17 protein-coding genes and 1 other RNA gene are annotated in these 13,314 nt (G+C 54.6%); 13 read left to right on the top strand and 5 right to left on the bottom strand.

Annotated elements, in window-relative coordinates; all coding sequences use genetic code 11:
- Positions 1-130 precede the first annotated feature (130 nt).
- The 8 genes from NR201_RS12660 to NR201_RS12625 all read left to right on the top strand — a co-directional run bounded on the left by NR201_RS12660 (position 131) and on the right by NR201_RS12625 (position 4,411).
- Entirely contained in the window at positions 131-805 is a 675-nt protein-coding gene (locus NR201_RS12660; RefSeq protein ID WP_010699781.1) for a DedA family protein, read from the top strand.
- Positions 805-1,152 carry an EnvZ/OmpR regulon moderator MzrA gene (gene mzrA, locus NR201_RS12655; protein WP_010256540.1) on the top strand — a complete coding sequence of 116 codons (348 nt, stop codon included), beginning with the start codon at positions 805-807 and terminating at the stop codon, positions 1,150-1,152. Before NR201_RS12660 ends, mzrA begins: the two co-directional genes overlap by 1 nt.
- A 194-nt stretch (positions 1,153-1,346) precedes the next feature.
- Entirely contained in the window at positions 1,347-1,721 is a 375-nt protein-coding gene (locus tag NR201_RS12650; RefSeq protein WP_010256536.1) for a DUF1090 domain-containing protein, read from the top strand.
- Between the two features lie 35 nt (positions 1,722-1,756).
- Positions 1,757-2,062, top strand: coding sequence for a YqjD family protein (locus NR201_RS12645; RefSeq protein ID WP_010256532.1), 306 nt, complete (start codon positions 1,757-1,759; stop codon positions 2,060-2,062).
- Between the two features lie 2 nt (positions 2,063-2,064).
- Complete coding sequence (locus NR201_RS12640; RefSeq protein ID WP_010256529.1) at positions 2,065-2,460, top strand: phage holin family protein; 396 nt, start codon at positions 2,065-2,067, stop codon at positions 2,458-2,460.
- Positions 2,460-2,744, top strand: a complete 285-nt coding sequence (locus NR201_RS12635) for a YqjK-like family protein (RefSeq protein WP_010256526.1) — start codon at positions 2,460-2,462, stop codon at positions 2,742-2,744. Before NR201_RS12640 ends, NR201_RS12635 begins: the two co-directional genes overlap by 1 nt.
- A gap of 202 nt (positions 2,745-2,946) precedes the next feature.
- Complete coding sequence (locus NR201_RS12630) at positions 2,947-3,360, top strand: DoxX family protein (protein WP_010256522.1); 414 nt, start codon at positions 2,947-2,949, stop codon at positions 3,358-3,360.
- A gap of 76 nt (positions 3,361-3,436) precedes the next feature.
- Positions 3,437-4,411 (top strand): glutathione S-transferase family protein, encoded by a 975-nt coding sequence (locus tag NR201_RS12625; protein WP_010256519.1) that lies wholly within the window; start codon positions 3,437-3,439, stop codon positions 4,409-4,411.
- 357 nt (positions 4,412-4,768) lie between these two features.
- Here the strand turns inward: NR201_RS12625 and NR201_RS12620 are convergent, their stop codons facing one another.
- The 4 genes from NR201_RS12620 to rsmI all read right to left on the bottom strand — a co-directional run bounded on the left by NR201_RS12620 (position 4,769) and on the right by rsmI (position 7,893).
- Positions 4,769-5,182, bottom strand: coding sequence for a hypothetical protein (locus NR201_RS12620; RefSeq protein ID WP_232526493.1), 414 nt, complete (start codon positions 5,180-5,182; stop codon positions 4,769-4,771).
- Positions 5,183-5,195: 13 nt separating this feature from the next.
- Entirely contained in the window at positions 5,196-5,888 is a 693-nt protein-coding gene (locus NR201_RS12615) for a hypothetical protein (protein WP_010699784.1), read from the bottom strand.
- Positions 5,889-6,614: 726 nt separating this feature from the next.
- An RNA gene (gene rnpB, locus NR201_RS12610) (RNase P RNA component class A) lies at positions 6,615-6,993 on the bottom strand.
- A 33-nt stretch (positions 6,994-7,026) separates the two neighbouring features.
- Positions 7,027-7,893, bottom strand: coding sequence for a 16S rRNA (cytidine(1402)-2'-O)-methyltransferase (rsmI, locus tag NR201_RS12605; RefSeq protein WP_045139595.1), 867 nt, complete (start codon positions 7,891-7,893; stop codon positions 7,027-7,029).
- Positions 7,894-7,955: 62 nt separating this feature from the next.
- Here rsmI and NR201_RS12600 point away from each other — a divergent pair, with 62 nt between their 5' ends.
- Genes NR201_RS12600 through dolP form a run of 4 tightly spaced genes read left to right on the top strand, consistent with a single transcriptional unit; the run spans position 7,956 to position 11,522 of the window.
- On the top strand, positions 7,956-9,980 hold the full coding sequence (locus tag NR201_RS12600) for a penicillin-binding protein activator (RefSeq protein WP_256849829.1): 2,025 nt from the start codon (positions 7,956-7,958) through the stop codon (positions 9,978-9,980).
- Positions 9,938-10,333 (top strand): YraN family protein, encoded by a 396-nt coding sequence (locus NR201_RS12595; protein ID WP_256849828.1) that lies wholly within the window; start codon positions 9,938-9,940, stop codon positions 10,331-10,333. Before NR201_RS12600 ends, NR201_RS12595 begins: the two co-directional genes overlap by 43 nt.
- Positions 10,334-10,347: 14 nt before the next feature.
- Positions 10,348-10,935: a DnaA initiator-associating protein DiaA gene (gene diaA, locus NR201_RS12590; protein WP_010256507.1), complete on the top strand. Its 588-nt coding sequence runs from the start codon at positions 10,348-10,350 to the stop codon at positions 10,933-10,935.
- 14 nt (positions 10,936-10,949) lie between these two features.
- Positions 10,950-11,522, top strand: coding sequence for a division/outer membrane stress-associated lipid-binding lipoprotein (dolP, locus tag NR201_RS12585; protein WP_022623923.1), 573 nt, complete (start codon positions 10,950-10,952; stop codon positions 11,520-11,522).
- A 52-nt stretch (positions 11,523-11,574) separates the two neighbouring features.
- On the opposite strand, the gene NR201_RS12580 is transcribed toward dolP, so the two are convergent.
- Entirely contained in the window at positions 11,575-12,279 is a 705-nt protein-coding gene (locus tag NR201_RS12580) for a pirin family protein (RefSeq protein WP_010256500.1), read from the bottom strand.
- Between the two features lie 129 nt (positions 12,280-12,408).
- Between NR201_RS12580 and NR201_RS12575 the strand changes: the two genes are divergently transcribed.
- Positions 12,409-13,308: a LysR family transcriptional regulator gene (locus NR201_RS12575; protein WP_010256496.1), complete on the top strand. Its 900-nt coding sequence runs from the start codon at positions 12,409-12,411 to the stop codon at positions 13,306-13,308.
- The last annotated feature ends 6 nt before the right edge of the window (positions 13,309-13,314 follow it).

The raw sequence follows: 13,314 nt of genomic DNA, 5'->3' as shown, positions 1-13,314 counted from the left end.
TTTAACAATCAATTCTGGAAGGATCCGGAAAATCCCGCCCAGGCTGCGCTCCTAAAATTTATAACGAAATGCCGGTCTGCGTTTAAGTCCCTGTGGGACATGTTTAACAATGATGTTCAGGAATGAATTGATGGATATTTTGCAATCGTTGCTGCATGCCCTCTGGCAGCAGGACTACGAAACCCTCTCCGATCCCACGCTGGTATGGGCCATTTACGGCGTGCTGTTTATGATTTTGTTTTTAGAAAATGGCCTTCTTCCCGCTGCATTTCTGCCGGGTGACAGTCTGCTGATTCTGGTCGGCGTACTGATTGCCAAAGGCACCATGAGCTTCCCCCTGACGATTCTGGTGTTAACGACCGGTGCCAGTCTTGGCTGCTGGGTGAGCTACTTACAGGGCCGCTGGCTGGGTAACACGCCCACGGTACAGAAATGGCTCTCCCATCTTCCTGCCCAGTATCATCTGCGCGCGCACAGCATGTTCCATCGTCACGGCTTATCTGCCCTGCTGATTGGTCGCTTTATCGCGTTTGTGCGTACTCTGCTGCCTACCATCGCCGGATTGTCAGGCCTCAGTAATGCCCGCTTTCAGTTCTTCAACTGGGTAAGTGCGTTCCTGTGGGTGGTGATTCTGACCGTTATCGGCTTCGCGCTGGGTAAAACCCCGATTTTCCGTCGTTATGAAGATGAGATGATGTTCTTCCTGATGATGCTGCCGCTGGCGCTGCTGGTGTTTGGTCTGGTGGGATCGCTGGTGGTGATATGGCGTAAACGTCAGGCGAATCAGAACGGGAAAGCCGAGTAATGAAACTGCTGCAGGCTATTCCTAAACGGTGGTTACCGTGGTTGATCGCTGGCGTCTTTGCGCTGGTCGCGCTTTGTGTGGTCCCCGGTCTGATGAAGCACGAGACGGTGGTGCAGATTCGGGTTTCCCATGCTGGCGCCACCCTGCCCGATGGTTTTTATCTCTACCAGCAATTAAGTGCGCAGGGTATTCGTATCAAAAGCATTACGCCTGCGGGTGATGCACTGATCATCCATTTTGATAGCGAAGAGCAGAGCCTGGCGGCCCAGAAGGTGTTACGCCGTCTGCTGCCACAGGGCTTTATTGTGGCGCAGCACGATCACTCTCAGCACCTCTCACTGGCGTAATCTCCCGACTCCCCTCTCCTTTTCAGACCGTCGCGCCATCGCTCGGCGGTCTGAAAGGCGCTCTATCTCCCGGTCTTCTTTGAACTTTTTACTATGGGTGTCTATGCTTAAGCGAGAGTCGATTCTTAGCACCCGCAGCCATATGATTACGCGGGTGATGATGGATCAGGTCGCAATGGAAGGGTCCAGGACCAATGAAATATCAAGTATTACTGGGAGTCGCGCTGTTTTCGCTGTCGGGTTCGCTGCTGGCGGCAGAATCGCTGTGTGAGCAGAAAGAGCAGGATATTCAGCGTGAAATCGGGATGGCGCAGAAGCATAACAACCAGCGCCGGGTTAACGGTCTGGAGCGCGCGCTGACAGAAGTCCGGGCCGATTGCAGCGACAAAAAGCTCGAGGCCGCCCATCTGGAAAGAATTAACGCTCAGAAGCAGAAAGTTGCTGAGCGTGAGCACGCACTCAGGGAAGAGCGTGAAGAGGGCCATGACAAGGAGAAGATTGCTAAGCGACAACAAAAACTGGATGAAGCGCGCCGGGAGCTGAAAAAGTTACAGGCGGAGCCCTATTAATCGGAACTAACCAACTGATGTTAAAGGAGTATTTTATGTCTAAAGACACATCATCGGAACATTTGCGTGCTGAACTGAAAAACCTGGCCGATACCCTGGAAGAGGTGCTGAGCAGCAGCACTGAAAAATCCAAAGGCGAGCTGGATAAACTTCGCAATAAAGCGCGTGTGGCGCTGGATAGCTCACGTGAACGTCTGGGCGAATCAAGCGAGCGCATTGCTGCGACCACCCGCGAAGCGGCGCAAAAAGCCGAAGGCTACGTGCGTGAAAATCCATGGCATGGTGTGGGTATCGGTGCAGCGATTGGCGTCGCACTGGGCATGCTCATTTCGCGTCGATAATTATGGCTGACTCACAGCATAACCACGGCCCGGCTAAAGGGGTCATTAACATCGGCCAGCGCATTGTTACCACGCTGGTTGGCATGGTCGAGACACGCGTTCGTCTGGCAGTGGTGGAACTGGAGCACGAGAAAGCTAACCTGATTCAGCTGCTGTTGATGGTTGGCCTGACAATGCTGTTCACTGCATTTGGTCTGATGAGCCTGATGGTTCTGATTATCTGGGCAGTGGATGCGCAGTACCGTCTGATGGCCATTGGCATCACGACCGGCACGCTGCTACTGCTGGCGGTTATTCTGGGGCTCTGGACGCTTCACAAATCACGTCAGTCCACGCTGTTGCGCCACACGCGCAAGGAGCTGGAAACAGACCGGGATTTACTTGAGGACCAGCGCTGATGAGCCGCCGCGAGCGTGAAGAACGCATCCATGAACTGCTTAAGCATGTGCAGCAGCAGCGGCTGGATTTAAGCGCTGCGCGGCGTGACTGGCTGGAAGGCACCGCCCATTACGATCGCGGCTGGTTCACCTTCCTCAGCTTACGCCGCTACCTGGCCATTGGCAGCAGTGCGCTGGCTATCTACTCCGTTCGCAGTCCCAACATGCTGTTACGCTGGGTAAAACGGGGATTCGGCGCCTGGAGTACCTGGCGCATGATCAAGTCCGCTCTGCCACCGCGTTAATTTTGCTAAAAGCCGGTCCTGAAAAGGCCGGCTTTTCTTCATCAGAATTTCTGAAAAACACTGACAGTATATCTCGCTTACAACCTTTCCACTCCGCGACTATCATCTCCAGCTATCAACCCAATGAACGCAATACTGCTTTCAGCGGGCATAAACCTTGCGGGCAGCTTGCCCTGCATCCCTGATAGCGCTGGAGTAAATGATGAAAAAATTCGAAGACGTTGGTTTGTTACTGGCTCGCATCCTGATGCCAATCCTGTTCATTACGGCTGGCTGGGGCAAAATCACCGGTTATGCAGGTACTCAGCAATATATGGAAGCAATGGGCGTCCCGGGCTTTATGCTGCCGCTGGTTATCCTGCTGGAGTTTGGCGGCGGTCTGGCTATCCTGTTTGGTTTCCTGACCCGTTTCACTGCCCTGTTTACTGCAGGCTTCACCATCCTGACCGCGTTTCTGTTCCACAGTAACTTTGCCGAAGGCGTGAACCAGCTGATGTTCATGAAGAACCTCTCTATCGCCGGTGGTTTCCTGGTGTTAGGTCTGGTGGGTCCTGGTGCATACAGCATTGATCGCCTGATCAGCAAAAGAAAAACACAGCCAGCGATTGCGCGCTAATCTCACATAAAGCGTAATGCCACATATACTTAGCAGGGCGGGGACATTTCCCCGCCCTGTTTGCATTGGAGCCATTATGGGACAGTTAATTGACGGTGTCTGGCATGACACCTGGTACGACACCAAATCTACCGGCGGACGCTTCAAGCGTTCAGAGTCGGCTTTCCGCAACTGGGTTACCGCGGATGGCAGTGCTGGCCCGGTGGGTAAAGCGGGATTTGTCGCCGAACGCGACCGCTATCATCTTTATGTCTCGCTGGCCTGCCCCTGGGCGCACCGCACGCTGCTGATGCGTCAGCTGAAGGGCCTTGATAGCATGATCGATGTCTCCGTAGTGCATCCGCTGATGCTGGAGAATGGCTGGACGTTCGATGATAGTTTTCAGGATGCGACCGGCGATAAGCTCTACCAGAATGAGTTCCTCTATCAGCTCTATCTGCACGCCGATCCGCAATACAGTGGCCGCGTAACCGTGCCGGTATTGTGGGACAAGCAGCAGAACACCATCGTCAGCAATGAGTCTGCCGATATCATCCGCATGTTCAACAGTGCGTTTGATGCTGTCGGTGCCCGTGCCGGGGATTATTATCCTGTTGCACTGCACGAAAAGATTGATGAACTGAATAGCTGGATCTACGACACCGTGAACAACGGCGTTTACAAAGCAGGCTTTGCCACTTCTCAGTCCGCTTACGACGAGGCAGTCACTGCGCTGTTCCATTCGCTGTCGCGGCTGGAGCAGATTTTAGGCCAGCATCGCTATCTCACCGGCGATCAACTGACCGAAGCGGATCTGCGGTTATGGACCACGCTGGTGCGATTTGATCCGGTCTATGTGACCCACTTTAAATGCGATCGCCATCGCATTAGTGACTACAGAAACCTGAGTGGTTTCCTGCGTGATATCTATCAGATGCCTGGTATCGCAGAGACGGTTAATCTGCCGCATATTCGTCATCACTACTATTGCAGCCATAAGACCATCAACCCGAACGGCGTCATTTCACTGGGCCCGGCGTTTGACTGGGACGAGCCGCACGGCCGCGGTTAAGCTGCCTGCATATCGCGCAGGGAGCAGATACAATCTGACCGCAATGACAATCTAAACGCGAAGGGAACAGGGTCAGAAGAGGAAAGCGTCCCGCGCCAGGGATGGCGCGGGCCGAGCATGTCAGGGATGACGGATTTTGCGACTTTCCGATCTGACCCTGTTTCCTTTGCAGGCGCGATCTCACCGCTGACCTTCAAACCACCGCGCGTCACAAAGCAAAAACCCCGCCGAAGCGGGGTTTTTGATAAAAAGTCGAAGCTGACCGTTCAGGCAGATTGCTTAAACCACACGTCGCGTATCTGGTTTTGGGGGGAAGAGTCGCTTGATTAGTGCTGGAGATTGGGTCACTGAAGATTGTCAGCGAAAATCTACCTTACTTAGCGTTAGCGAATGTGATTTGCTGTCATGAGATATATAGAAGTAAGGCGTAACATTACCTTCCTTTTCCCATTTTTCAGACCATCCATTATGCTCCACCGCCCTGTAACCTAAGGACGCCAGATAATTTTTAACCTCAACTAAAGGAGCATCCGTGCTGTAAACAATACTACTTTCCTGCGGTTGACTACCATCCTGCGCGGTAAACGTAAAATGATATGATTCAGATGCACGTGGGGCCCTCCTGATATCCCTGTCAGTGTATAGATAATATGCCCATAGATTTGACTGAGTGTAACCTTCATCCCGTTCAGCCACCTTCTGCATACTAAAATCAATCAGCAGGAAAATAATGATAATGACAGCGCCGATTGCAGCGATCCTTTTTAACATTTTCACTCTCTGTTTACTGAAATGCGTTAATGATTCCGGCTTTATCATTAGACCGTCGCACTATGTCATCATTCGGAGTAAATTTATATGGCATAACCTGTTTCATAAATCGCGGAAGCTGACCTTTATAAGGGCGTGGGCAGGTGAATTTTTCTATAGGATCAGGAAATAACAAGGGTAAAAAACCCGTGTTCTTATAACGACTAATCGGTCCATAATGGTCCCATCGGCGTAGGGCTGATTCTTTGCTGGCAATCTTAAGTTCTCCCCAATATACGCGGGGATAATTAACTTTATAGAAACCAAATAAGTCCGATACAAGATCCTCGCCACTGAAACCGCTATCAGTATACCAACTGAACCAGGGCATTGACTGCCAATTTTCAAAAGCGACAGCAGTACTCATCATCATCACCAATGCAATACTCTGCCTTTCTGTGAGAGTTCTCCCTTTTTTTATCTCCCAGACATTAAAGCGACCAGTAGCAAACCGGCTGATCCCCATAGTTTGTTCATAACGCACCCGGTAATAAGAATCGCTGCCAGCTTCACCAGTGGAGAACTGTGCCATAAGTTTACGAACATCATCTCCGCGAGCGTGACCCATATCAAGCCAGCCAAGCACTCCTGAATAAAGAAGCCCATGCCTAATCCCGTTTTCTGAACCAAATCGGGATGAATCCAGGATTTCTCCACGATTGCTCAAATTGGGTACCTCACAAATCCACGAGTCATAATTCCCTCTATTTAATTTCCATTTACCCTGTGAGGAATATTACAAAATTTAACCTCAATAATAATAAGCACAAACCACAGGAAAAGCTCTATTTAGTGAATGCCAGGTGTACGGTAACCTGCGAAAAATGATGCACCGGTATTAGCTGTACCTGTACTCAGTATCGAATATTTTGCTATATAGGCAATGCTTCGACTTTGTGATGTATATGAAGCTGTAATTGCTGTTGATGTAAATGCAAAAAGTTTTTCATTCTCTGTAGTCGTCTGCCCAGGGACGCTGAGCATGATGCACCAAACTTCGACATTGATCGCTGCATGCTTATACCCTGCAAAGCAAAAACCCCGCCGAAGCGGGGTTTTTGACTGATGACAAACTCATATCAGAGTGAATCTGGCTGATACGATACACTCAAGGCTCAGGGAGCTGGGTTAGTCTGACCGCAATGACAATCTAAACGCGAAGGGAACAGGGTCAGAAGAGGAAAGCGTCCCGCGCCAGGGATGGCGCGGGCCGAGCATGTCAGGGATGACGGATTTTGCGACTTTCCGATCTGACCCTGTTTCCTGCGCAGGCGCGATCTCCCAGCCAATCATTAACCGCACTCTTTCAGGAATAAGCGTCGTGGGCAGTCATTCATCCTGTCACCGCGCAACACAAAGCAAAAACCCCGCCGAAGCGGGGTTTTTGATAAAAAGTCGAAGCTGACCGTTAAGCCGGGTTCTGTCGTGGACAGTCATTCATCTAGGCCAGCAATCGCTCACTGGCTCAAGCAGCCTACCCGGGTTCAGTACGGGCCGTACCTTGTGAACCCCTATTTGGCCTTGCTCCGGGTGGAGTTTACCGTGCCACGAACTGTTGCCAGTCGCGCGGTGCGCTCTTACCGCACCCTTTCACCCTTACCTGATCCCATTTCTGGGCCATCGGCGGTTTGCTCTCTGTTGCACTGGTCGTAGGCTTGCGCCTCCCAGGCGTTACCTGGCACCCTGCCCTATGGAGCCCGGACTTTCCTCCCCTCTGCCCGTCTCCCCACAAGTGAGGACGACGACAAAGCGGCGACTGTCTGGTCAGCTTCGGCGCGGGATAATAGGACATTCGCCGGCATTTGTCACGCCTCTTGCTGCTCCAGCGCATACTTATAAAGCGCATTTTTCTTCACGCTGTGGATCTCAGCGGTCAGCGCAGCCGCGCGTTTCAACGGCAGCTCTTTTTGCAGCAGCGCCAGCGTACGCAGTGCATCGGCTGGTAACGCATCTTCATCATCGACTTTGTACCCTTCGACAATCAGCACCATCTCGCCTTTGCGACGATTCTCATCTTCTTTTACCCACGCCAGCAGCTCGCCGACCGGTGCACCGTAGATCGACTCCCAGGTTTTGGTCAGCTCGCGCGCCAGCACCACGTAGCGTTCGGCACCCAGCTCACTCACCATATCCTGCAGGCTGTCGATCAGACGGTGGGTCGACTCATAGAAAATCAGCGTGCGCGGCTCCTGCACCAGCGCCCGCAGGGCGTCGCAACGGCCTTTGGTTTTGGCGGGCAGAAACCCTTCGTAACAGAAACGATCGGATGGCAGCCCTGCAGCACTTAATGCAGCAATGGCAGCACAGGCGCCCGGCAGCGGCACCACACGAATGCCCGCTTCACGGCAGCGACGCACCAGATGGTAGCCCGGATCGTTGATCAGCGGCGTGCCAGCATCAGAAACTAAGGCTATGCTTTGACCCTCCTGCAGCTTCGTCAGCAGCAGTTCAGCCTTGTGCTGCTCGTTGTGGTCATGAAGTGAGAAGAGTCGCGCATTGATGGCGAAATGTTGTAGCAACAGTCCGGTATGACGTGTATCTTCCGCAGCGACCAGATCGACGCTCGAAAGCACCGTCAGCGCCCGCTGGGTGATATCACCCAAATTACCAATCGGGGTTGGAACGATGTAGAGCGTGCTGGCAGAAATCTCTGCCCGATCGAGTTGTTTCATTGTTTCATCCGAATTGCCGATTTAATATTGAGCATCTTGAAAAAAACATCACTGGATACAGTATGCTTCCTTCAAAAGTCGTTCGTCATAAAGCAGGACGCTTTCTGCCTGTCATTCTTGCTGGGCTGATTTTAGCCGCATGTAGCGGTCAGGGGCCGCAAACCTCAACCGTCAATATTCAGGGGCCCGTCACAGCCAGCTCCGCTTACTATCTGCAGCAAGCGCAGCAAAGCAGCGATGATAGCAAGACCGACTGGCAATTACTTGCAATCCGCGCCCTGTTGAAGGAAGGAAAGTATCCTGAGGCGACTCAGCAACTGAGCCAGTTGCCGCAGCAGCTCTCTGAGACGCAGCAACAGGAATCCCTGCTGCTGAAAGCGCAATTGCTGATTGCACAGCAGAAGATCAAAGACGCCGAACCGCTGTTAGCGGCAGTGAAAACCGGCGCACTGTCGCAGGATCAGCTGGCGCGTTACTACAGCCTGCAGATCGCCAGCGCACAGGGTCGCCCTTCACTCTCGCTGCTGCGCAACTATATTGCCCAGGAGCCGCTGCTGAAAGGCACCGATCATCAGGGCAATATCGACGCCACCTGGCAGACACTGACCCAGATGTCGCCGCAGGAAGTCAGCAACCTGGTCATCAATGCCGATGAAAATGTGCTGCAGGGCTGGCTGGATCTGCTCGCGGTCTGGCGCGCCAACACGCAGGATGCCGAGATGCTCAAGTCAGGCATCAAAGACTGGCAGACCCGCTATCCGCAGAACCCGGCGGCCAAAACGCTGCCGACGCAGCTGAGCCAGATGCAGAACTACACCAAAGCTTCAACCAGCATCATCGCGCTGCTGCTGCCGCTGAATGGCCAGGCACAGGTGTTCGCCAACGCGATTCAGAAAGGCTTTAATGATGCGAAGAATGGCATCTCCGCGCCGGTCGCTCAGCCTGCGGCAGCTCAGCCCGCCGCTGCTGATGCAACAGCCAGCACGCAACCCGCAGCTGCTGCTGGTTCTTCCACCGATCCAATCAGCGCGCCGCAGCAGCAACAGCCTGCCGACACGACGCCACAGCCTCAATCACAGCCTGCTGCCGCAGAACCGGCCAGCAACGCACAGATCAAGGTCTATGACACCAGCAGCCAGCCGATTGAGCAGGTGATGCAGCAGGCACAGCAGGATGGTGCCACCATCGTGGTCGGCCCGCTGCTGAAGAGCAACGTTGAGAAGGTCGCCAACAGCCAGACGCCACTGAATGTGCTGGCGCTCAACGAGCCGGAAAAGATCCAGAACCATCCGAATATCTGCTACTTTGCGCTTTCTCCTGAAGACGAAGCGCGCGATGCGGCGCACCATATCTGGGATCAGGGCAAACGCCAGCCGCTGTTGCTGGTTCCGCGTAGTGGACTGGGCGATCGCGTCACCAACGCCTTTGCTCAGGAGTGGCAGACGCTGGGTGGCAGCACGGTGATGCAGCAGCGCTTTGGTTCGACCTCAGAGCTGAAGCAGGGCATTAACAGCGGCGCGGGCATCAGCTTATCCGGTACGCCAGTGAACGCTGCACCTGCCGAGCCGCAGGGTGTTACGATTGCGGGCCTGACTATCCCGGCACCGCAGCAGAACACGCCAGATGTGGTCAGCACCAGCAGCGGCGGCGGCGTCGATGCGGTCTATATCGTTTCAACGCAGGACGAACTGCAGCTGATCAAACCGATGATTACCATGCGCACCGGCAGTCGTAGCAATATCTCGCTCTACGCCAGTTCGCGCAGCGCGCAAGCCGGTGCCGGCCCGGACTTCCGTCTGGAAATGGATGGCCTGCAGTTCAGCGATATTCCGCTGCTCTCCGGCAGCAATCCTGGCCTGATGCAGCAGACATCAAAGTCATTCAATAATGACTATTCGCTGGTGCGCCTCTATGCCATGGGAATGGATGCCTGGACGCTGGCGAATCACTTTAACCAGATGCGTCAGTCACCTGGTTTTACGCTGGACGGCAATACCGGCAAGCTCAGCGCCGACACGGATTGTGTGATCAACAGGAAGTTGACATGGAAACAGTATCGTCGGGGCGAAATCGCACCGGCCAACTAAATCGGCGTCAGACTGGCGCCAGGCATGAAGAAGATGCCCGGCGCTATCTGGAGCAGGCTGGCCTGATATGGGTCGCCAGTAATGTTCACTTTCGCAATGGTGAACTTGACCTGATAATGCGTGACGGGCACTGTTGGGTGTTTGTTGAAGTTCGCTACCGACGCGATGCGCGTTATGGTGGCGCGCTCGCCAGCGTAACCCGGAATAAACAACAAAAGCTGCTGCGCGCTGCCGCTCTCTGGCTGGCGCAACGCGGCGGCAGTTTTGAAACAGTGAATTGCCGTTTCGACATCATCGCCATTACCGGCACGGCGCTCGAGTGGCTGCCGAATGCCTTTAATGCAGACGTTTAGAACCAGGTGGTCGTGTGCAGGACAGAATTAAAGCGTGTTTTACCGAAAGTATTCAAACTCAGATTGCCGCAGCCGAAGCGTTGCCCGATGCCATCTCCCGCGCCGCTATGACGCTGGTGCAGTCGTTACTGAATGGCAATAAAATCCTGAGCTGTGGCAACGGTGCCTCATCCGCCAATGCACAGCACTTCGCCGCCAGCATGATCAACCGTTTCGAGACCGAACGCCCAAGCTTACCGGCGCTGGCGTTGAGCGCCGACAACGTGATGCTGACCGCGATTGGTAATGACCGCCTGCACGATGAGATCTATGCCAAGCAGGTGCGCGCTCTGGGACACGCAGGCGATGTGTTACTGGCTATCTCAACCCGTGGCAACACTCGTGACATCGTTAAGGCCGTAGAAGCGGCGGTAACACGCGATATGACTATCGTTGCGCTTACCGGGTATGATGGCGGAGAGCTCGCCGGACTGCTGGGTCCGCAGGATGTGGAGATCCGCATTCCGTCGCATCGCAGCGCCCGTATTCAGGAGATGCATATGCTCACCGTTAATTGCTTATGCGATCTGATCGATAACACTCTCTTTCCCCATCAGGAATGACCGAAGGAGCACGAATGAAAGCATTGAATGCTATAGCTATTCTGTTAACCGCCATGCTGCTGCAGGGCTGCGTTGCGGTTGTGGCGGGTGGCGCAGCGGTTGCCACTAAAACGGCCACCGATCCACGCTCGGTGGGTACGCAGGTTGATGACAGCACGCTGGAGCTACGCGTGACTAACGCGCTGGCTAAAGATCAGCAGATTAAAACCGATGCCCGCATTATCGCCACGGCCTATCAGGGCAAAGTGTTGCTGACCGGTCAGGCGCCTTCGCAGGAGATCGCCAATCGTGCCAAACAGATCACCATGGGCGTTGATGGCGCAACCGAGGTCTATAACGAGATCCGTATCGGCCAGAAAGTGACGCTGGGCACCACGTCGTCAGACACCTGGATTACCACCAAAATCCGCTCGCAGCTGCTGGGCAGCGATCAGGTGAAATCCTCCAACGTGAAGGTGACGACGGAGAATGGCGAAGTGTTCCTGCTGGGTCTGGTGACACCGCAGGAAGCGCAGGCAGCAGCTGATGTCGCCAGCCGCGTCAGTGGCGTGAAGCACGTCACCACGGCCTTCACCATGCTGAAGTAGTACGCAAAACGCAAAAAAGGCGGCCATGGCCGCCTTTTTTATTGCCCGATGTTCAGACCGGAATGTCGATGACCAGTGCGCGGGTCGCGGTTTTCGCCGTCAGTTGCAACAGCTTCTCTTCCTGCAAAAAGGCACCATCGCCACAGCCCAGCTTCTCCTGATGATCCGTGCCGGACATCGCTTCCAGCGAACCGTGAATCGACTGCAGATAGGCACGCGGCCCCTGTAACCGCAGCGAATGCTTTTCGCCTGGTGCCAGCTCGACCTGATGAATCCACACCTGCTGACGCAGTTGCAGACTGTCGTCCATGCCATCCGGCGAGGCGATCAGCTGGGACAACCGGCCATCCGTCAGGGCAATTTTCTGCATCCGCGGATTTTCGCGCTCCGGACAGGCGGCCAGCCAGAGCTGCATGCGTGTCAGCGGTCGATCTTTGCTCAGGTTCATTTCGGTGTAACTCACACCCGGCTGGGCAGAGAGCAGCAGCGCCTCCCCTTCTCGCACGCTGATGGTGTTGCCTTCGCTGTCGCGGTATTCAGCTTCACCCTGCAGCACGATGTTCAGGACATCAACCTGTGGATAGGTGCGCGGCTGAAAAGCGGCACCCGGCGCCAGCACTTCCTGGTTCAGTACGCGCAGCGACGCGTACCCCATCAGTTTGGGATCAAAATAGTGGCCAAAAGAGAAACTGTAGCGCGCCTGTAACCAGCCGAAATCGGCCTGACCACATGCGGACGCACTGCGTGTCGTTATCATTGTTTACCTCCAGCATCCGGTGACGAGGATCGGCCACGGACTATATGCTCCCATGGTAAAAGTCTGGACGCCGGATTGTTAGCCAGTTAATCTGCCGGGCATGTTCAAATTTCCTGACAGAGAACCGGGATGGCTAAAGAGCGTGCGTTAACCCTTGAATCTTTACGCGTTATGGATGCGATTGATCGGCGTGGCAGTTTTGCCGCGGCGGCGGATGAACTGGGGCGCGTCCCTTCCGCCCTCAGCTACACCATGCAAAAGCTGGAAGAGGAGCTGGATGTGGTGCTGTTTGACCGTTCCGGTCACCGTACTAAATTTACTAACGTGGGACGCATGCTGCTGGAGCGTGGCCGGGTGCTGCTGGAAGCAGCCGATAAGCTCACCACCGATGCGGAAGCGCTGGCACGTGGCTGGGAAACCCATCTGACCATCGTCACCGAAGCACTGGTACCTGTTGATGCGCTGTTTCCGCTGGTGACGCGACTAGCCGACAAGGCCAATACGCAATTTTCGCTGGTGACGGAAGTGCTGGCGGGCGCGTGGGAACGGCTGGAACAGGGCCGGGCCGATATCGTGATTGCCCCCGATATGCACTTCCGCGCCTCCACCGAGATCAATACCCGCAAGCTCTACACCATGATGAGCGTCTATGTCGCCAGTGCTGACCACCCGATTCATAACGAGCCTGAACCCCAGTCTGAAGTGACGCGGGTGAAATACCGTGGCATTGCGGTCGCAGATACCGCGCGTGAGCGTCCGGTGCTGACCGTGCAGTTACTGGATAAGCAGCAGCGCCTGACCGTGAGCAGCATGGACGATAAGCGCCGTGCGCTGCTGGCTGGCCTGGGCGTGGCGACCATGCCCTATTCGCTGGTAGAGCAGGATATTGCGGAAGGCCGTCTGCGGGTGGTGAGTCCGGAATATACCCGCGAGGTCGATATTATTATGGCGTGGCGGCGTGACAGCATGGGCGAAGCCAAATCCTGGTGCCTGCGTGAGATCCCGCGCCTGCTGGCGAAGAAAAACTAAAGCGCC

It is taken from the genome of Pantoea sp. Fr-CA_6 (assembly GCF_024520895.1).
GTDB lineage: Bacteria > Pseudomonadota > Gammaproteobacteria > Enterobacterales > Enterobacteriaceae > Pantoea > Pantoea agglomerans.
This window is presented reverse-complemented; position numbering and strand designations above follow the sequence as displayed.

What these genes read in the sequence shown, in the direction of transcription:
- NR201_RS12625 (WP_010256519.1), top strand. Translation starts at nt 3,437, where the DNA reads ATGGGACAGTTAATTGACGGTGTCTGGCATGACACCTGGTACGACACC.
- NR201_RS12620 (WP_232526493.1), bottom strand. Translation starts at nt 5,182, where the DNA reads ATGTTAAAAAGGATCGCTGCAATCGGCGCTGTCATTATCATTATTTTC.
- NR201_RS12645 (WP_010256532.1), top strand. Translation starts at nt 1,757, where the DNA reads ATGTCTAAAGACACATCATCGGAACATTTGCGTGCTGAACTGAAAAAC.
- dolP (WP_022623923.1), top strand. Translation starts at nt 10,950, where the DNA reads ATGAAAGCATTGAATGCTATAGCTATTCTGTTAACCGCCATGCTGCTG.
- NR201_RS12660 (WP_010699781.1), top strand. Translation starts at nt 131, where the DNA reads ATGGATATTTTGCAATCGTTGCTGCATGCCCTCTGGCAGCAGGACTAC.
- NR201_RS12635 (WP_010256526.1), top strand. Translation starts at nt 2,460, where the DNA reads ATGAGCCGCCGCGAGCGTGAAGAACGCATCCATGAACTGCTTAAGCAT.
- NR201_RS12595 (WP_256849828.1), top strand. Translation starts at nt 9,938, where the DNA reads ATGGAAACAGTATCGTCGGGGCGAAATCGCACCGGCCAACTAAATCGG.
- rsmI (WP_045139595.1), bottom strand. Translation starts at nt 7,893, where the DNA reads ATGAAACAACTCGATCGGGCAGAGATTTCTGCCAGCACGCTCTACATC.
- mzrA (WP_010256540.1), top strand. Translation starts at nt 805, where the DNA reads ATGAAACTGCTGCAGGCTATTCCTAAACGGTGGTTACCGTGGTTGATC.
- NR201_RS12630 (WP_010256522.1), top strand. Translation starts at nt 2,947, where the DNA reads ATGAAAAAATTCGAAGACGTTGGTTTGTTACTGGCTCGCATCCTGATG.
- NR201_RS12640 (WP_010256529.1), top strand. Translation starts at nt 2,065, where the DNA reads ATGGCTGACTCACAGCATAACCACGGCCCGGCTAAAGGGGTCATTAAC.
- NR201_RS12580 (WP_010256500.1), bottom strand. Translation starts at nt 12,279, where the DNA reads ATGATAACGACACGCAGTGCGTCCGCATGTGGTCAGGCCGATTTCGGC.
- NR201_RS12600 (WP_256849829.1), top strand. Translation starts at nt 7,956, where the DNA reads ATGCTTCCTTCAAAAGTCGTTCGTCATAAAGCAGGACGCTTTCTGCCT.
- NR201_RS12575 (WP_010256496.1), top strand. Translation starts at nt 12,409, where the DNA reads ATGGCTAAAGAGCGTGCGTTAACCCTTGAATCTTTACGCGTTATGGAT.
- NR201_RS12650 (WP_010256536.1), top strand. Translation starts at nt 1,347, where the DNA reads ATGAAATATCAAGTATTACTGGGAGTCGCGCTGTTTTCGCTGTCGGGT.